Origin of the sequence: Azospirillum humicireducens, assembly GCF_001639105.2 — a bacterium.
Classification (GTDB): Bacteria; Pseudomonadota; Alphaproteobacteria; order Azospirillales; family Azospirillaceae; genus Azospirillum; species Azospirillum humicireducens.
This window is the reverse complement of record NZ_CP028904.1, coordinates 118,025-135,491: the sequence shown is the minus strand read 5'-3', so window position 1 is coordinate 135,491 and position 17,467 is coordinate 118,025. Positions and strand designations below refer to the sequence as shown.

Sequence of the window (17,467 nt, the reverse complement as noted above, 5' to 3'; positions counted from 1 at the left end):
AATCCACACGGTCCAAATTTCGGTCGAAGAGCCAGCCACCGAGCGCCCTGCCCTACCCCATCGCCAGGAACAACGCCGCAGCTCCTCCACCGGACGCGCGCGCAGGCACAGCAAGACGACGGCACCTGACTTTTGAAACTGGCTGTGAACGACGCTTCAATGCCGTTCGAACCGCAGGCCATCTTCCAAAAACAGTATTTATGACAGAGTAGAATTACTTCCCGCGACCGTCGAACAGACATTTCTGCGCGTTCCGGATATGCCTGCGCATCGCCTGTCTGGCAGTTCCGGCGCCGCGGCTGCGGATCGCCTCCAGGATCACCCGGTGATCGGCGCACATGCTGACGATGATCGAACCGTCCGAATACCGGCGTTCGAACTTCGCATAGTGGAGGGTCTTGCGCTTCCTCCACAGCATGTCGGTGATTTCCACGAACACTGGATTCCCGGTCATCGCACCGATCATCTGGTGGAAGTGCCGGTCATGCTCATGGAAGGTCTCCATGTCGCCGGTCGCCGCATCCTCTTCCATCCGTTCGAGGATGCGGGTGATGTCGAGAAGCTGCGCCTCCGTCGCCTTCTTCGCGGCGAGCGCTGCGATTTCCCCTTCGATCGTCTCCCGAGCCTCCATCAGCGCTTCGACGCCGATGCCCTCGTCGGCCGTGTCTTCTCCCGCCACATCCTCCGCACCGCTGGGAAGGGCCGGGCGCACATAAACCCCGTGCCCCGTCCGGATCTCGACCCAGCCGTTGATCTCCAACGCGATCAGCGCCTCCCGCACCGAGGATCGGCTGACGCCGAGCTGTTTGGCGAGATCGCGTTCCCCCGGCAGCATCTGCCCCGGCGCAAAATGGCCATCGCGGATGAATTGGATCAGCACGTTCGATATCTGGCGATACAGGCGCTCGACCTTGACAGTCGGCAAATCCATGACACAGCTCCGGAACCACTCTTGCTTGCACGGGCCGCGATGATCGCGCCGGTCAGGCCCGGCACCTGTGCGACGCGGTGACGCATCCAACACCATCGACGGCGCAAGATCCAAGCCCCATCAGCCATTTGCCGGAAACGGCCTCCCCGCTCCCCAAGGCTGTGCCTTCAAAGCCCTCTTGCAGCCGGGCAAGAGGTTAGGCTAACGTTTGCCTAGTGGTCAGGCCAGTGGGCCACCGGACCATCGATCCGACTCATGCACCTGACCTGTTCCATCCTCCCCCACCGGGCCGGTGCCACCGGCCGGCAAGCCATCAACGAGACCGACGATGAAGATGACCTTCCGCTGGTACGGCGATTCCGATCCGATCCCGCTCAGCCATATCCGGCAGATCCCCGGCATGACCGGCATCGTGTCCGCCGTCTACGACGTGCCGGTGGGAGAGGTCTGGCCGGTCGCCAACATCCAGGCGCTCAAGAGCAAGATCGAAGCCCACGGACTGGAACTCGAGGTGATCGAGAGCGTTCCGGTCCATGAGGACATCAAGCTGGGCAAGCCGTCGCGCGACCGGCTGATCGACAATTACTGCACGACGATCCGTAATCTCGCCCAGTGCGGCATCAAGGTGATCTGCTACAACTTCATGCCGGTGTTCGACTGGACCCGCACGGCGCTCGACATGACGCTGCCGGACGGCTCCACCACGCTGGCCTTCGACACCGAGACGGTCGAGAAGATCGACGTCAGCAAGGGCATCTCCCTGCCCGGCTGGGACGCCAGCTATCGCCCGGAGGAGCTGAAGGCCCTGCTGGCCGACTATGCCGAGGTGGACGAGGAGATTCTGTGGCGGAACCTCGAATATTTCCTGAAGCGCATCATCCCGGTCGCCGCCGAGGCGGGGATCCGCATGGCGATCCATCCGGACGATCCGCCCCGCCCCATCTTCGGCCTGCCGCGCATCGTCAAGGACCGCGCCGACCTGCAGCGGCTGCTGGCCATCGTCGACGATCCGGCCAACGGGCTGACGCTTTGCTCGGGTTCGCTCGGTGCGTCCTGCAAGAACGACATCCCGGCCCTGGTGCGCGAATTCGCCGGACGCAAGCGCATCCACTTCGCCCATCTGCGCAACGTCAAGATCAATGAGGCCGGCGACTTCCATGAGACCAGCCACCGCTCCGCCGACGGCTCGCTCGACATGGCAGAGATCGTCAAGGCCTATTACGAAGCCGGTTTCGACGGCTATGCCCGGCCCGACCATGGCCGCATGATCTGGGGCGAGACCGGCAAGCCGGGCTACGGCCTGTATGACCGGGCGCTGGGCGCCGTCTACCTGAACGGCCTGTGGGAAGGCGTCGCCAAGGGCGAAGCCGCCAAGACGGCCGCCAAGACGACCGGCGGTAAGTGAGGCGACCGGCCATGGAAAATCCGTTCAACCCCGCCGATCTCCAGGGCAAGGTCGCCGTCGTCACCGGCGGTGGCGGCGTCCTGTGCGCCGGTTTCGCCCGCGCGCTGGCCGAGGCCGGCGCCCATGTCGCAATCCTCGACCTGAAAGCGGAGGCCGCCGAACAGGTGGCGTCGTCGCTGCGGGCCGAAGGCCGCGAGGCCATCGGCATCGCCGCCGACGTGCTCGACCGCGCCTCGCTGGAGCGGGCGGCGGCCATTGTGCTGGAAAGCCTGGGGCCGTGCGACCTGCTGGTCAACGGCGCCGGCGGCAACCACCCGCGCGGCACCACCACAAAGGAATGGCTGGAGGAGGGCGATCCCGACGATCCGTCGCTGACCAGCTTCTTCGACCTCGATCCCGTCGGCATCAAGTTCGTCTTCGACCTGAACTTCCTCGGCACCTTGCTGCCGACCCAGATCTTCGCCCGCCAGATGATCGGCCGCCAGGGCTGCGGCATCATCAACGTCTCCTCGATGAACGCCTTCCGCCCGCTGACCAAGATCCCCGCCTACAGCGGTGCCAAGGCGGCGGTCAGCAACTTCACGCAATGGCTGGCGGTGCATTTCGCCAAGGCGGGCATCCGCGTCAACGCCATGGCGCCGGGCTTCTTCCTGACCGCGCAGAACCACGCCCTGCTGATCGACGCGGCCACCGGCGAGATGACGCCGCGCGCCCGCAAGATCGTCGACCACACCCCGATGGGCCGCTTCGGCGAGGCGCACGAGCTGACCGGCACCCTGCTGTGGCTGGCCAGCGCCAAGGCGTCCGGCTTCGTCAACGGCACCGTCATTCCGGTGGATGGCGGCTTCGCCGCCTATTCGGGCGTCTGACGCCCCATCCTCCGCTCTCATCTCGAAAGGCCGACGCCCGGCGGCCGTTCAAACCGGGCCATCCCCCCGGCACCGCCGCTTTCCGATTCCGGGCCGTCCTGCCATGGACCGCTCCAAGAAAAGCCACGATGCTGCCCGCTTTTGGAGGAAACGTTGAAGATCAAGGGATTGAGATGGTGGATCATCGTTCTGATCTGCCTGGGAACCGTCGTCAATTATCTGGCCCGCAACTCTCTCGGCGTGATGGCCCCCATCCTGAAGACCGAGATGAACTTCACGACGCAGGAATATTCCTATGTCGTTGCAGCCTTCCAGCTCGCCTACACGGTGATGCAGCCGGTCTGCGGCTATATCGTCGACTTCCTCGGGCTGAAGATCGGCTTCGCGCTGTTCGCCGTCCTGTGGTCGGTGTCCAACTGCCTGCACGGCTTCGCCACCGGCTGGGTGTCGCTCGCCCTGTTCCGCGGTATGCTCGGCCTGACCGAGGCCGCGGCCATCCCGTCCGGCATCAAGGCGGTCGGCGAGTGGTTCCCGAAGCAGGAGCGTTCCGTCGCGGTCGGCTGGTTCAACGCCGGCACCTCGCTGGGCGCGATGCTGGCGCCGCCGCTGGTCGTCTATGTGCAGATGCAGCACGGCTGGTCGGCCGCCTTCATCGTCACCGGCGCTCTCGGTTTCGTTTTCGCAGCGCTGTGGTGGATGTTCTACCGCTCGCCGGGTGAGCATCCCAACATCACCGCCGAGGAACACGCCTACATCGTCGCCGGCCAGAATCCGCCGGTGATCGATGCCGACGGCGTCCGCGCCAAGCCCAAGGTCAAGGAGATCCTCAGCACCAAGCGTTTCTGGGGCATCGCCATCCCGCGCTTCCTGGCCGAACCGGCGTGGCAGACCTTCAGCTTCTGGATCCCGCTCTATCTCGCCACCGAACGCGGCATGGACATCAAGCAGATCGCCATGTTCGCCTGGATGCCGTTCCTGGCGGCAGATTTCGGCGGCATCCTGGGCGGCTATCTCTCGCCCTTCTTCATGAAGCACTTCAAGTTCTCGGTGGTTAATTCGCGTCTGGCCGGCATCGTCATCGGCGCGATCTGCATGATCGGCCCCGGCCTGATCGGCCTTGCCACCGACGCCTACACCGCCATCGCCCTGTTCTGCATCGGCGGCTTCGCCCACCAGATGATCTCGGCCCTGATCAACACGCTGAGCGCCGACGTCTTCGAAAGCCACGAGGTGGCGACCGCCAACGGCCTGACCGGCATGGCGTCCTGGACCGGCGGCCTGACCTTCTCGCTGATCGTCGGCGCGCTGGCGACCACCATCGGCTTCGCTCCGCTGTTCGTCTGCCTGACCGTCTTCGATCTGGTCGGCGCCTGCGTCGCCATCGCTCTGCTGCGCGACCGCGGCGACAAGACCCCGGCAGGGATCGCTGCCGCCCGCTGACCGCAAGTCCTCAAAAGTTCCCACGGGGCGCGGCGTCTCCGGCGCCGCCCCCTTGCAAACCCATCGAGACCCATCATGACCCAGCCGCTTCCGACCCCGTCGGCTTCCGCCCGAACCGCGACGTCGCTGTCCGCCCCCCCGGTCTTCGCCCTGGCGGAGCGGGACGGCGCCCGCCTGACCCTGCGCGCGGCCGAGGGCGGCCATGTCGCCCACCTGTTCGTTCTGGAGGACGACATCGTCCGCGTCATGGTGCTGCCCGGCGGCACGCTGCGCAGCCCGCGCAGTTGGACGGTGGCGCCGGGGGCGGAGGATGTGCCGGCGGAGGGCCGCGACCGCTTCGACCTGACCGGCTTCTCCTGCCCGGCCTTCACGGTGGAGGAGAGCGCCGGCAGCCTGGTCGTCGCCACCGCGCGGTTGCGCCTGACCGTCGCGCTGACCGGCCTGTTCTGCCGCTGGGAAACCCTGGTGCGCGGAACGTGGCATGCGGTGGCCGCCGACCGTCCGACCCAGAACTATAATTTCGGCTGGTGGGACGAGCGGGTCTATCACTATCTGAAGCGCGACGGCGCCGACGAGATGTATTTCGGCCTGGGCGAGCGCTCGGGGACCGCCGACCGCCACGGCCAGTCCTACCGGATGAGCAATCTGGACGCGATGGGCTACAGCGCCCGGACGACCGATCCGCTCTACAAGCACATCCCCTTCTACATCACCTGGAAGAAGGCGGCGCAGGTCCCGCTCGGCATCTTCTACGACACCCTGTCCGACTGCAGCTTCGACATGGGCCGGGAGCTGGACAACTACCACGGCCATTACCGCTATTTCGTCGCCGATGCCGGCGACCTCGATTACTACGTCATCGCCGGTTCGGCTCCGGCCGACATCACCCGGCGCTTCACCTGGCTGACCGGCCGTCCCGCCTTCATGCCGAAATGGAGCCTGGGCTATTCCGGCTCGACCATGACCTACACCGACGCGCCCGACGCCCAGGACCGCATGAACGAGTTCCTGGCGAAGTGCGAGGAACATGACATCCTCTGCGATTCCTTCCACCTGTCGTCGGGCTACACGTCCATCGCCGACAAACGCTATGTCTTCCACTGGAACCGCGACAAGTTCCCCGACCCGGCCGCCTTCGCCCACCATTACCTCGACCATGGCGTACGGCTGTGCGCCAACATCAAGCCATGCCTGCTGCGCGACCACCCGCGCTTCGAGGAGGCGGTGCGCGAGGGGCTGCTGGTGCGCGATCCCGACGGCAGCCCGGCGATGGTGCAGTTCTGGGACGAGGCCGGCGCCTATCTCGACTTCACCAACCCCAAGACGCTGGACTGGTGGAAGGCGCGGGTGAAGGAGGCGCTGCTGGAAACCGGCATCGCCGCCACCTGGAACGACAACAACGAGTTCGAGATCTGGAGCGACCGCGCCCTGGCGGCCGGCTTCGGCACGCCCTTCCCGGCGCGCGAGGCCAAGCCGCTGCACACGCTGCTGATGATCCGCGCCTCGAAAGAGGCCCAGAAGGAGTTCGCGCCCGCCACCCGGCCCTTCCTGATCTCGCGCGCCGGGGCCGCCGGCATGCAGCGCTATGTGCAGACCTGGTCGGGCGACAATTACACCAGCTGGGAAACTCTGAAATACAATGTGCGCATGGGCACCGGCCTCGCTCTGTCGGGCGTGTCCAACACCGGCCACGACATCGGCGGCTTCGCCGGCCCGGCCCCCGATGCGGAGCTGTTCCTGCGCTGGGTGCAGTTCGGCATCTTCCTGCCGCGCTTCTCGATCCATTCCTGGAACGACGACAAGACCGTCAACGAGCCCTGGATGTATCAGGAGATCACCCCGGCGATCAGCCGGCTGATCAAGCTGCGCGCCCGGCTGGTCCCCTATCTCTACGACCTGCTGTGGCGCTATCACGCCTCCTACGAGCCGATGATCCGGCCGACCTTCCTCGATTTCCCCGAGGACCCGCGCTGCTTCGACGAAAATGATGAGATGATGCTGGGCTCCAACCTGCTGGTGGCGCCGGTGGTGGAGCCGGGCCGGCGGGACCGCGAGGTCTATCTGCCGGCGGGGACCGACTGGTACGACGCCTGGACCGGCGAGAGCTTCGCCGGCGGCCAAACGGTGACGCTGGCGGCGCCGTGGGACCGTCCGCCGCTGCTGGCGCGGGCCGGTTGCGCCATTCCGCTGAACCTCGCCGAGCAGCATTTCAACCAGGGGGCCACCCAGGGAGCTGACGAGCGCGGCTTCGTCCTGTTCCCCCACCGCGGCACCGGTGCATTCCAGACCGAATGCTACGAGGATGACGGTGACAGCGAGGCCTACCGCACCGGTGGCCATGGCCGCTGGACGGTGGCCGTCACTGCCGGGGCCGACCGCCTGACCGTGGCGATTGCCAAGGAGGGCAACCGCCCGCCGGTCGCCACGGCCCTGACCCTGCTTCTGCCCCCGCAGGAGCGCCGCACCCTCGAGATCGTCGGCGGCACGACGGTATCTGAACGCACCGCCGACGGCTGGCGGACCGTCGCCGTCGCGCTGGCCGGCGCCTGACCGGCAGCAACCGCTCCGCGTCAGACCTGCTGCCGGTTCCGTCCTGACAGTGTATCAAGGGCCGGACGGACGGACCGGCAGCAAGAGGGGGCGAACGGACCATGGAAAAGAGTCGCAAGGCGGCGGGGCCGGTTTCGCTCGCCACCATCGCCGCCGCGACCGGTGTGTCGATCTCTACGGTATCGCGCATCGTCAACGGCCAGACCCACCGCGCCTCGCCCGAAACCGTGACTCGCATCCAGCAGGCGGTGGAGTCGCTGGGCTACAAGCCGAACCAGATCGGCCGCGCCCTGAAGCAGGGGAGAAGCCGGGTCGTGGCGATGCTGACCGCGAACCTCAACAACCCGGTCATGGCCATGATCGCCACGGCCACCGAAGCGGCGTTGCGCGACATCGGCCATGTCATGACGCTGTGCGACACCCATGACCGCGAGGATCTGCAGGACGAGTATCTGCAGGCGATGCGGTCGCAGTCGGTCGGCGGCTACATCCTCGTCACCAACATCAAGAGTCCGGGGCTGGCCGATTTCGTCGCCCGCGGCGAGCCGGTCGTCTTCGCCTGCCGTCCCAACCCCTACGCCGCCGACCCCGATGCTCCGGGCGCCTTCGTCGGCATCGACAACGAGGCGGCGGGGGCGGCTGCGGCCGACCGGCTGTGGGCGCGCGGCTGCCGGAGCCCGGCAGTCATCATGCCGTTGGAGGGTTCGGTCGTGACGCTGGAGCGCGAGGCCGGTTTCTGCCGCCGGATGACGGAACTGGGCATTCCGCCGGACCGGCTGGCCAGAGTGAAGGCGCCGGGCCTGTCGCATCTGGACGTCGGCTATGCCGCCGCAGGGACGCTCTTTGCCGGGCGGCCTGGGCCGGACGGTATTCTTGGTGTCAGCGACCAGATCGCCTATGGCGTCTACCGCTTCGCCATGGAACAGGGCATCCGCATTCCGGACGACTGCCCCGTCATCAGCATCGATGGCAGCGATCTCAATGGCTGGATCGCTCCCTGGCTCGATTCCATCCATGTGCCCTATGCAGAGTTCGGGCACCACATCGTCGGGCAGTTGCAGGCGATCTGGCGCGGAGAAACTCCCGAAGCAGCCATACTGCCCTTTCACGACTGACCTGTTCCCCGATCCCGGACAGTCGGGCGCAAGCATCTGAACAACGTCGTGGTGTCCGACCACGGCAAGCTGAAGCAGCTGATCAGCCCGGTGCGGGGCTTCAAGACCCTGAAGACGGCCTACGCGACGATCAAGGGATTTGAGGTGATGCGGGCGCTCCGCAACGGCCAAGCGTCCAGCTTCACCATCACCCGCGACATGCGGGGCGACGCGCTCCCCAAGGCCCTGCAGTTCATCACCCAGCAGTTCGAGCGCCAGGACGCATAGCGTCGGCGGCGATGCCCGTAACCATCATCTCGCGATCGCCGGAAAACTTTGCAGCAGAGCCGGCCCGGCAGCCTAATCCAACATGTTGTCAGGCCAGCGTGGGGAAGAGCTCTGGTCGCGCAGGCGCCAGGGAGGCGGATTCAGGGCTTCACGCATCATCGCCAGAAACGCCGTGGACCTCCGGCTGCGGCCATGGCGGGTGCTCAGCAAGGCGACGACATCCGCAGCCGGACATAGCCAATCCGACAGGATCCGGACCAGCCGGCCGGCGGCGAGATCCTGGGTGGCGTCCCACTCCGACCGGACGATGACACCAAGCCCCGCTATCGCCCAGGTTCGCAGGATCGTACCGTCGTTGGTGGACATCGCCGGCTTGATGCGGACCGTTCTGGCGCTCCCGGCCGAATGGGAAAAGCGCCACAGCGTCACATCCTCGTCATTCTCCCTGAGGGCGAGGCAGCGATGTTCTAGAAGGTCTTCGGGCTGTTCGATGGGAGGGTGTTCCGCAAGATAGGCCGGAGAGGCGCAGACCACCCGTCCGTTCGGCGCGAGCGTCGTGACCAGCCGTTCGGCAGCATTGAGCGTGCCGATATGGATCACGACATCCCAGCTGTCGGCCGTCAGCACATTGGGATGGTCGGACAGCTCCAGCGCAACGGTGGCCTCCGGATGCTGTCGCGCGAAATTCGCCGCGACCGGCGCGACATGCTCCCGCCCGAACCCATAAGGCGCCGCGATCCTCAGCCTGCCTCTGACCCGCGATGTCCGCCGGTCGAGCGACTCAGCCAGCCCTTCGATGGCCTCGATGATGGCCGCTCCTTCAGCGACCAGCAGTTCGCCTTCGTCGGTGAGGGCAAGCCCGCGGCCCGTGCGCTCCATCAAGCGGACGCCGACGCGCTGCTCGAGCGCCTTCAGCCGCTGCGTGACGGCAGGCGGCGTCACATTGAGCGTCCTTGCGGCCTCGGCGAGCGAGGAGGAGCTGGAAACGACGCCGAAGAAGACAAGATCATCGCTCGTGAGCATTAAGTGCTACCTTAATAATGCCTGTAGACATCATTAATTGCATGCTACATGGCATGCCCTAGAATGCAAGGACTGTCGCGGTCTTGAGCCGCGGAACGGACCTTGGCCATGCTGGATGACCCGATGCGAAACCTCTCCCAAGCCCTTGGCCTGATGGATGTCGGCACCCCTTGCCTCCTTCTCGACCGGGACCGTATGGACCGCAATGTCCGCCGCCTCCGCCAGAGGCTCGACAGGCTGGGCGTGACCTTGAGGCCGCATCTGAAGACGGCGAAATCAGTCGACGCCGCGCAGCAGGTGATGATGTCCCCGTCGGGCCCGGCGACGGTCTCCACCTTGAAGGAGGCGGAACAGTTCGCCGATGCGGGTGTCCGGGATTTGATCTATGCGGTGGGCGTTTCTCCGGACAAGATCGACCGCATCCTGGCGCTGCGCGCCCGCGGCGTCGATCTGGCCGTCACGCTCGATACCGTGGACCAGGCCCGGGCTGTAGCCGAAGCATCCCGGCGGACAGGGGATCCGATTCCCGCCCTCATCGAGATCGACTGCGACGGACACCGGTCCGGGGTTCTGCCCGCCGACGGGGCGACGCTGGTCCGGATCGCCCGGTCGCTGGAGGATGGCGGCCGTCTGCGCGGCGTCCTGACCCATGCGGGGGCAAGCTACGGCGCGGTCGGCGACGACGCCCTGCGCCACTGCGCCGAGGTGGAGCGCGCCAGCGCGGTAGAGGCGGCGACCCTGCTGCGCGAGGCCGGCTTCGCCTGTCCGGTGGTCAGCGTGGGCTCGACGCCCACCGCCCATTTCGCGGAGGCGCTGGACGGGGTGACGGAGGTGCGCGCCGGCGTGTTCGTCTTCTTCGACCTTGTGATGGCGGGCATCGGCGTCTGCAGCATCGATGAGATCGCGCTTTCCGTGCTTGCGACGGTCATCGGCCATCAGCCGGAAAAGGGCTGGATTCTGGTCGATGCCGGCTGGATGGCCATGTCCCGCGACCGCGGAACCTCCAAACAGAGGATCGACCAGGGCTACGGCCTCGTCTGTGACATCAACGGAAAGCCGTTCGGTGACCTGATCCTGTCCGACGCCAACCAGGAACACGGGATCATCGCCTTGCGTCCGGGAACGGACGCCCGGCTGCCCGACCTGCCGATCGGCACCCGCGTGCGCATCCTCCCCAACCACGCCTGCGCCACCGGCGCCCAGCACGGGGCCTATCATGTGATGCGAAGCGGCAGCGACAAGATCGAGGCCGTCTGGCCCCGCTTCGGAGGGTGGTGACATGACGGACCCGATGTCACAGGGCTTGGACGTGGCGCCCATATCCACCGACGGCGCAGCGCCGGCGGGAGGTCATTATTCCCAGGGCGTCCGTCATGGCGACCTCATCTATGTTTCGGGCCAGTTGCCCATCGCGCCCGACGGCACCCATCACGCGGACGCGGATTTCGACCGGCAGGCCCGCCTTGCGATCAGGAACATGATCGCGGTGGTGGAGGCCGCCGGCGGCAACGCCGCGACCCTGCTGAAGGTGACCGTCTATCTGGTGGGCGTGGCGAACTGGCCGCGCTTCAACGCGATCTATGCGGAGATGCTGGGGGACGCCAGACCGGCGCGCTCGGTCGTCCCGGTGCCTGAGCTCCATTACGGCTATCTGGTGGAAATCGACGCCATCGCGGTCCGGGCCGCTGCCCCGCACCACGGAGCCGGGACCAGCACACCATCAAACGGGTGGAGTCCCTGAAGGAGTTGGAACGGTGATTCCCGCCGCTGCCCCCCTGATGCGGAGCGCCGTGACGGCCGCTGACCTCGACGGCGCGCTGCCGCTGCCGCAAGCGGTCGGCCGGCCCTATCGCCGGGAGGACTTGAGCGCCGCTCTCGGGCTGGGGCTCGGGCTGGGGCACACGCCCTCCGGCGGCCGGGCCGGTGCGCATCCATGACCTTGCAAGCCAGCCCTTCGGTTGAGGCGAATGCGATGAAACTGACACCTTATTGGCTCGACACCGTCCCCAAGTTCCTCGCTGTCCACCAGGGACCGGTCGAGGGCGACTATGACGTGGCGATCGTCGGCGGCGGCTTCACCGGCCTGTCGGCCTCGCTCGCCCTGGCGAAGAAGGGCGCACGGGTCATCCTGCTGGACGCCGGACAGTTGGGCGGAGCCGCATCCGGGCGCAACGGCGGCATGTGCAACAACGGCTTCGCCGGCGATTATGCCGCGATGGTCGGCCGCCTGGGCGCGGACGCCGCCAAGCGGCTCTACCTGAGCTATGACGCCGCGGTCGACACCGTCGAGCGCATCGTCCGCGAGGAAGGCATCGACTGCGATTTCAAGCGGGTCGGCAAGCTGAAGGTGGCGGCGAAACCGGCGCATTACGACAAGCTCGCGCGCTCGCAGGACCTGATGGCGCGTGGTGCCGACCCCGACAGCTATATGGTTTCACGACAGGATCTCAGGAACGAGCTGGGCAGCGACCGCTATTTCGGCGGCCTGATCTTTCCCAAGAGTGCCGCCATGCATATGGGCAAGTTCGCCCATGGATTGGCGACGGCGGCCGCACGCCAGGGAGTGCGGCTGCATGAGAACACGCCGGTCATCGGCCTGACGCGGCTGAGCGGATACGCGCACCGGCTCTCCACCCCCACCGGTTCCGTCACCGCCAAGCAGGTCCTGCTGGCGACCGGCACCTCGGCGGTCGGTCCCCTCTCTTATTTCCGCCGCCGCATTGTGCCGGTCGGCGCCTTTCTGATCGCGACGGAGCCCCTGTCGCCCGCAAGCCTGGACGCCCTGCTGCCGCATCGCCGCAACGTGACGGACACCAGGAACTTCGTCTGCTACTTCCGCGTCACGCCGGACAACCGGCTGCTGTTCGGCGGCCGGGCGCGCTTCGCCAAATCCAATGCCCGATCGGATGTCAAGAGCGGCACCATCCTCCGGCGGTCGATGCTCGAGATCTTCCCCGACCTGTCCGATGCCAGGATCGATTATTGCTGGGGCGGCATGGTGGACATGACGGCGGACCGCCTGCCGCGGGCCGGGGAACGGGACGGCCTGTTCTATTCCATGGGCTACAGCGGCCACGGAACCCAGATGTCGACCCACATGGGCCAGGTCATGGCCAAGGTCATGGACGGCAATGCCGCCGCCAATCCATTGCGCGACTTCGACTGGCCTGCCATTCCTGGCCATTTCGGTCCCACCTGGTTCCTGCCCTTCGTCGGCGCCTATTACAAGCTGCAGGACATTCTGCACTGAGAACCGGCCCGGACAGCGGATCGGTCCGCGACGGCCGCAAGAGGAGAGAGACGATGAATCTGGAGGACGCGCGGCACTTCTACATCGACGGCCGATGGGTCGCGCCCTCCTCCGGCGCGACGATCGCCGTGGTCGATCCGGCCACCGAAGCGGTCATCGGCTCCATCGCGGCGGGCACCGCCGAGGATGTGGACAAGGCCGTCATCGCCGCCCGCAGGGCCTTCGCGACCTTCTCCATAGCCCCGGTGGAGGAGCGGCGAGCCCTGCTGCAGCGGATTGCGGAATTGATGGAGGCACGATCCGAGGAGTTGGCCTTCGCCATGACGGCGGAGATGGGAACCGCCATCGGCTTCGCCCGCAGCTCGCAGGTGCCGCTGGCCATCGCCCACCTGCGGGCGATGGTCGAGCTTCTGGGCAGCTATGACTTCCTCGCCCGGAAAGGGACGACGGCGATCGTCCGAGAACCGATCGGCATCTGTGGCCTGATCACGCCCTGGAACTGGCCGCTTTACCAGATCACCGCCAAGCTGGCGCCGGCGCTTGCCGCCGGCTGCACCGTCGTGCTGAAGCCCAGCGAACTTTCGCCGCTGAGCGCACTGCTGTTCGCCCGGATCATGCAGGATGCCGGAACGCCGCCGGGCGTCTTCAATCTGGTCAACGGCACCGGCGAGGAGGTGGGGGCCGCCATCGCCGCCCATCCCGGCATCGACATGGTCTCCATCACCGGGTCGGTGCGGGCCGGGGTGCTGGTGGCCCAGGCTGCCGCCGTCACGGTCAAGCGCGTCGTCCAGGAACTGGGCGGCAAGTCGCCCAACATCCTGCTGCCGGACGCCGATTTCGAAAGGGCGGTGCCGCTGGGCATCACCTCGGCCTTCCGCAACGTCGGACAATCCTGCAGCGCGCCAACCCGGATGATCGTGCCTGCCGACAGGCTGGACGAGGTGGAGGCTCTGGCCCGGCACCATGTCGGGACGATCGTCGTCGGCGACCCGCGCAACCCGCAGACCACCCTGGGCCCCATCGCGAACAAGGCACAGTTCAACCGGGTGCAACAGATGATCGCGGTCGGCATCGCGGAAGGCGCCAGGCTGCTCTGTGGAGGGCCCGGCAAGCCCACGGGGCTCGACACCGGCCATTTCGTGCGGCCCACCATCTTTTCCGGCGTGACCGGCGGCATGCGGATCGCGCAGGAGGAGATTTTCGGTCCGGTCCTCTGCATCATGCCCTACAAGACCGAGGAGGAGGCCGTGGCCATCGCCAACGACACGGTGTTCGGGCTGGGTGGCCACGTCCAGTCGGCCAATCTCGACAGCGCCCGGCGGGTCGCACGCCAAATCCGGTCCGGGCAGGTCCACATCAATCATCCCGCCTGGGATGCCCATGCCCCCTTCGGTGGCTACAAGCATTCCGGCAACGGACGCGAGTATGGCCTGTTCGGGTTGGAGGAGTGCCTCGAAACCAAAGCCATCCTTGGCTATTTCCCCTCATGAAAGGGCCTGTCCGCAAGCTCCGGTGATGGGCCGGCCGATCTTGCCCCGCTGCGGCGCGTGTGGCGCGGGAGTTGGAACTCCAGCACTTGCTGTTGTGGAACAGGCGGCCGCGGCCTTCGATCCTGACAGGTCAGGATCGAAGGCCGCGAGTCTCAGTAAGTGAAGATCGCCGCCAGCTCGAAGACGGAGCTGTCCTTGGTGCCGCGCAGGAACTGCTTGCCGCCGTCCCCGGCGAAGAACCGGCCGACCGCCGCCGAGACCAGCAGGTTTGGCGTCGCCGCCCAGTCGACCGCGAGGTTGATCTCGTTGCCGACATGGCCGCTGGTGACGCCGGCCGGCTTGCGGTCGAAGCGGAAGTCGTAGAACAGGGCGGTCAGCGTCACCGTCTCGGCCGGCTGGACGGCGAACTGGACATTGTGGACCTTCACATTGCTGTTGGAGGTCGGGAAATACTGGCCGTTGATCTCGCCCTGCAACCAGCTGCCCCAGCGCGGGAAGCCCATGTGGAGCGGGTCGAACGCCTCGCTCTTGACCGTTCCCGGATTGTCGCCGCTGAACTGGCTGTAGCGGTAGCTGGCGCGCGGCGTCCAGGCGACGTCGGCGAAGCTGTAGCCGGCCTCGCCGTACCAGGCCGAGGCGTCCAGCGCAGCACCGGCGCGGCTGTTGTGCTGCTTCACATATTCCGCCGACAGGGTCAGGCCGGGGACCGACGGGACGGTGACGCCAAGCGCACGGAGATTGTAGATGTCCATGCCCTTGCGGGTCGCCAGCTTCGACTCGTCGATGCGCATGTAGGAGGCGCCGACCGAGCTCTTGCCCTCCGCCCCGAAGCGCCATTCCAGATTGCCGCCATAGATGACGTCGGTGTTGCTGTTCTTGTCGCTCTTCAGGCGGAACAGGTCGGCATGGACCGGCGCGATGTCGAATTTGGCGACGGCGGTCCCGGTGTTCCAGCCGCGGCGCGGCCCGAGCCAATAGGTGCCCTGCCGCTGCGAATCAAGGGTGCCGTCACCGATGATGAAGCTGTCGCCGATCACGAAGTTCTGCCGGCCGTAGCTGAGGTCGACGGCATCCTTGCCCAGGCTGGACAGCAGGTCGCCGCTCTTCCAGCCGACATAGAGATTGTCGAGGTCGGTGCGGCCCTGGCGGCCCTGGGTGAAGCCGCCGGCATCGCCGTCGCCGCCGGTCCCGCTCGACACCGCGCGCACACCGCCGTAGAGGGTGCCGGCGCTTTCGGTGGCATAGGTCAGCTTCAGGCTGGGGGCGATGTAGCCCTCCACCCAGTTGCGGTCCTTCTGGACCTCGCCGCTGGGCGTGACCACCCCGGCACCGAGATTGGCGTTCTTGACGCCGATGGCCCCGAGGCCGGCAGTGAAGCCGCCTTCCAGCGTGACACCGTTCTGCTCATAGAGCGTTACGTCGGCATGGGCGGCGGCGGTCAGCGCCAGGAGGGCGGTGCCGGCCAAACAGACGGACTTGAGAAAGCGCGCACCGATCCGTGGCGCGACGCGCAGGGCGTTGCACATGAAGCACTCTCCGTTCGTGATATCTTGATTTTTTGCGCCGGTTCGGGCGGAACGGGCCGGGAAATCCCGACCGTTCCGCCCCCGGACTTGGATGCGGCCGGTTCAGGCGCCTACGCGTGAACCGTCACCCGCACGGGACCTCAAACTCAGGCACTCAAACCCCAGCCATCGAACTCAGGCACCGACCACGCCCTTGATCTCGACGAACTCAGCCAGCCCGAACTCGGCATATTCGCGACCATTGCCCGACTGGCCGTAACCGCCGAAGGGCACGGCCGGCGACCAGGGCGGATCGTTGACATAGATGGTGCCGGCGCGCAGACGCCGCGCCACCGCAGCACCATGGGCCGGATCGCCGGTCTGAACATAGCCGGCCAGCCCATAGACGGTGTCGTTGGCGATGCGAATCGCCTCTTCCTCGTCCCGATAGGTGATGATCGACAGCACCGGCCCGAAGATCTCCTCGCGCGCGATGGTCATGTCCGGCGTGACCCGTCCGAAGATGGTCGGACGGACGAAATAGCCGCGCTCCAGCCCCTCCGGCCGGCCGGGACCGCCGACCAGAAGCTCAGCCCCCTCGGCGATGCCGGTTTCGATCAGGCTCTGGATCTTGCGGAACTGGTTGGCGTTCGACACCGGGCCATGGGTGGTCGCCGGGTCGAGCGGATCGCCGACCACCGCCTTCGCCGCCGCCTGTTTCGCCAGCTCGGCGACCTGCTCATAGAGCACTTCCGGCACCAGCATGCGGGTGGGCGCGTTGCAGGACTGGCCGGTGTTGCCGAAGCAGCGCTCGACACCCCGGCTCACCGCCTTGGCCAGATCGGCGTCGGCCAGGATGATGTTGGGCGACTTGCCGCCCAACTCCTGGGTGACGCGCTTGACGGTATCGGCCGCCATCTTCGCCACCGCGATGCCGGCGCGGGTCGAGCCGGTGAAGGACACCATGTCGATGTGCGGATGGGCGGAAATCGCCTGCCCGACCTCCGGTCCGTCACCGTGGACCAGATTGAACACGCCGGCCGGAACGCCGGCCTCGTGGATCACTTCCGTGAACAGGGCGGCGCTGAGAGGCGCCAGCTCGCTCGGCTTCAGCACCATGGTGCAGCCGGCGGCGATGGCCGGCCCCACCTTGCAGGTGATCTGGTTGATCGGCCAGTTCCACGGGGTGATCAAGCCGACGACGCCGACCGGCTCGCGCAGGATGCGCTGGGCTCCCCGATCCTCCTCGAAGGGGAAACTGCGGGCGGTCTCGATTGTCTGGGCCAGATGGGCGACGCCGATGCCGGCCTGAACCTGGCAGGCGAAGCCCTGGGGCGCCCCCATCTCCTGCCGGATCGCGTCGCCGAACTCCTCGATGCGGCGCTGGTAGGCGGCAAGGATGGCGGACAAGAGGTCGATGCGCTCGGCGGGCGTGGTCCGGGAAAAGCTCTCGAAGGCCTTCCGGGCCGCGGCGACAGCAAGATCGACATCGGCCGAGGTGCCGAGCGCCACCTGGGTGACCGCCTCCTCCGTCGCCGGATTGATCACATCGATCAGACGGGAGCCTTGCGGCTGCACCCATTTGCCGTCGATGTAGAACCGGGTGGTATCAACCATGATCG

Annotated in this window: 14 protein-coding genes and 1 pseudogene; 11 read left to right on the top strand and 4 right to left on the bottom strand. The window is 66.7% G+C overall.

The window, feature by feature from the left end; all coding sequences use genetic code 11:
* Positions 1 to 214: 214 nt before the first annotated feature.
* Positions 215 to 1,045 carry a FadR/GntR family transcriptional regulator gene (locus tag A6A40_RS22720; protein ID WP_236783973.1) on the bottom strand — a complete coding sequence of 277 codons (831 nt, stop codon included), beginning with the start codon at positions 1,043 to 1,045 and terminating at the stop codon, positions 215 to 217.
* A gap of 214 nt (positions 1,046 to 1,259) precedes the next feature.
* On the opposite strand from A6A40_RS22720, the gene uxuA reads away from it, so the two are divergent.
* The 6 genes and pseudogenes from uxuA to A6A40_RS32460 form a co-directional block, all read left to right on the top strand.
* Positions 1,260 to 2,336 (top strand): mannonate dehydratase, encoded by a 1,077-nt coding sequence (gene uxuA, locus A6A40_RS22715; protein ID WP_108548165.1) that lies wholly within the window; start codon positions 1,260 to 1,262, stop codon positions 2,334 to 2,336.
* An 11-nt stretch (positions 2,337 to 2,347) separates the two neighbouring features.
* Positions 2,348 to 3,205, top strand: coding sequence for an SDR family oxidoreductase (locus A6A40_RS22710; RefSeq protein ID WP_108548164.1), 858 nt, complete (start codon positions 2,348 to 2,350; stop codon positions 3,203 to 3,205).
* A gap of 153 nt (positions 3,206 to 3,358) precedes the next feature.
* Positions 3,359 to 4,645 carry an MFS transporter gene (locus A6A40_RS22705; RefSeq protein ID WP_108548163.1) on the top strand — a complete coding sequence of 429 codons (1,287 nt, stop codon included), beginning with the start codon at positions 3,359 to 3,361 and terminating at the stop codon, positions 4,643 to 4,645.
* A gap of 75 nt (positions 4,646 to 4,720) precedes the next feature.
* Positions 4,721 to 7,195, top strand: a complete 2,475-nt coding sequence (locus A6A40_RS22700) for a glycoside hydrolase family 31 protein (RefSeq protein ID WP_108548162.1) — start codon at positions 4,721 to 4,723, stop codon at positions 7,193 to 7,195.
* A 101-nt stretch (positions 7,196 to 7,296) separates the two neighbouring features.
* Positions 7,297 to 8,310, top strand: a complete 1,014-nt coding sequence (locus tag A6A40_RS22695; protein ID WP_108548161.1) for a LacI family DNA-binding transcriptional regulator — start codon at positions 7,297 to 7,299, stop codon at positions 8,308 to 8,310.
* A 33-nt stretch (positions 8,311 to 8,343) separates the two neighbouring features.
* Positions 8,344 to 8,577, top strand: a pseudogene (locus A6A40_RS32460) (DDE-type integrase/transposase/recombinase); the annotation flags it as partial.
* A 72-nt stretch (positions 8,578 to 8,649) separates the two neighbouring features.
* On the opposite strand, the gene A6A40_RS22685 reads toward A6A40_RS32460, so the two are convergent.
* Positions 8,650 to 9,600: a LysR family transcriptional regulator gene (locus A6A40_RS22685; RefSeq protein WP_108548160.1), complete on the bottom strand. Its 951-nt coding sequence runs from the start codon at positions 9,598 to 9,600 to the stop codon at positions 8,650 to 8,652.
* 123 nt (positions 9,601 to 9,723) lie between these two features.
* Here A6A40_RS22685 and A6A40_RS22680 point away from each other — a divergent pair, with 123 nt between their 5' ends.
* The 5 genes from A6A40_RS22680 to A6A40_RS22665 are packed head-to-tail and all read left to right on the top strand — an operon-like array spanning position 9,724 to position 14,340.
* On the top strand, positions 9,724 to 10,878 hold the full coding sequence (locus A6A40_RS22680; protein ID WP_236783972.1) for a DSD1 family PLP-dependent enzyme: 1,155 nt from the start codon (positions 9,724 to 9,726) through the stop codon (positions 10,876 to 10,878).
* A 1-nt stretch (position 10,879) separates the two neighbouring features.
* Positions 10,880 to 11,341, top strand: a complete 462-nt coding sequence (locus A6A40_RS22675; RefSeq protein ID WP_418208626.1) for a RidA family protein — start codon at positions 10,880 to 10,882, stop codon at positions 11,339 to 11,341.
* A 13-nt stretch (positions 11,342 to 11,354) separates the two neighbouring features.
* The gene (locus A6A40_RS30500) at positions 11,355 to 11,537 is read left to right on the top strand and encodes a hypothetical protein (RefSeq protein WP_146191613.1); all 183 of its coding nucleotides are present in this window, start codon (positions 11,355 to 11,357) and stop codon (positions 11,535 to 11,537) included.
* Positions 11,538 to 11,572: 35 nt separating this feature from the next.
* A complete protein-coding gene (locus tag A6A40_RS22670) occupies positions 11,573 to 12,850 on the top strand; it encodes an NAD(P)/FAD-dependent oxidoreductase (RefSeq protein ID WP_108548158.1) in 1,278 nt (425 codons plus the stop codon).
* Between the two features lie 53 nt (positions 12,851 to 12,903).
* Positions 12,904 to 14,340: an aldehyde dehydrogenase family protein gene (locus tag A6A40_RS22665; RefSeq protein WP_108548157.1), complete on the top strand. Its 1,437-nt coding sequence runs from the start codon at positions 12,904 to 12,906 to the stop codon at positions 14,338 to 14,340.
* A 152-nt stretch (positions 14,341 to 14,492) separates the two neighbouring features.
* On the opposite strand, the gene A6A40_RS22660 is transcribed toward A6A40_RS22665, so the two are convergent.
* The gene (locus A6A40_RS22660; protein WP_108548156.1) at positions 14,493 to 15,866 is read right to left on the bottom strand and encodes an alginate export family protein; all 1,374 of its coding nucleotides are present in this window, start codon (positions 15,864 to 15,866) and stop codon (positions 14,493 to 14,495) included.
* A 174-nt stretch (positions 15,867 to 16,040) separates the two neighbouring features.
* A complete protein-coding gene (locus A6A40_RS22655; RefSeq protein WP_418208625.1) occupies positions 16,041 to 17,462 on the bottom strand; it encodes an aldehyde dehydrogenase family protein in 1,422 nt (473 codons plus the stop codon).
* Positions 17,463 to 17,467: the final 5 nt, after the last annotated feature.

Excerpts from the sequence above, each read along its gene's own strand:
- uxuA (WP_108548165.1), top strand. The coding sequence starts at position 1,260 with ATGAAGATGACCTTCCGCTGGTACGGCGATTCCGATCCGATCCCGCTC.
- A6A40_RS22710 (WP_108548164.1), top strand. The coding sequence starts at position 2,348 with ATGGAAAATCCGTTCAACCCCGCCGATCTCCAGGGCAAGGTCGCCGTC.
- A6A40_RS22700 (WP_108548162.1), top strand. The coding sequence starts at position 4,721 with ATGACCCAGCCGCTTCCGACCCCGTCGGCTTCCGCCCGAACCGCGACG.
- A6A40_RS22695 (WP_108548161.1), top strand. The coding sequence starts at position 7,297 with ATGGAAAAGAGTCGCAAGGCGGCGGGGCCGGTTTCGCTCGCCACCATC.
- A6A40_RS22685 (WP_108548160.1), bottom strand. The coding sequence starts at position 9,600 with ATGCTCACGAGCGATGATCTTGTCTTCTTCGGCGTCGTTTCCAGCTCC.
- A6A40_RS22680 (WP_236783972.1), top strand. The coding sequence starts at position 9,724 with ATGCGAAACCTCTCCCAAGCCCTTGGCCTGATGGATGTCGGCACCCCT.
- A6A40_RS22675 (WP_418208626.1), top strand. The coding sequence starts at position 10,880 with ATGACGGACCCGATGTCACAGGGCTTGGACGTGGCGCCCATATCCACC.
- A6A40_RS22670 (WP_108548158.1), top strand. The coding sequence starts at position 11,573 with ATGAAACTGACACCTTATTGGCTCGACACCGTCCCCAAGTTCCTCGCT.
- A6A40_RS22665 (WP_108548157.1), top strand. The coding sequence starts at position 12,904 with ATGAATCTGGAGGACGCGCGGCACTTCTACATCGACGGCCGATGGGTC.
- A6A40_RS22660 (WP_108548156.1), bottom strand. The coding sequence starts at position 15,866 with ATGTGCAACGCCCTGCGCGTCGCGCCACGGATCGGTGCGCGCTTTCTC.
- A6A40_RS22655 (WP_418208625.1), bottom strand. The coding sequence starts at position 17,462 with ATGGTTGATACCACCCGGTTCTACATCGACGGCAAATGGGTGCAGCCG.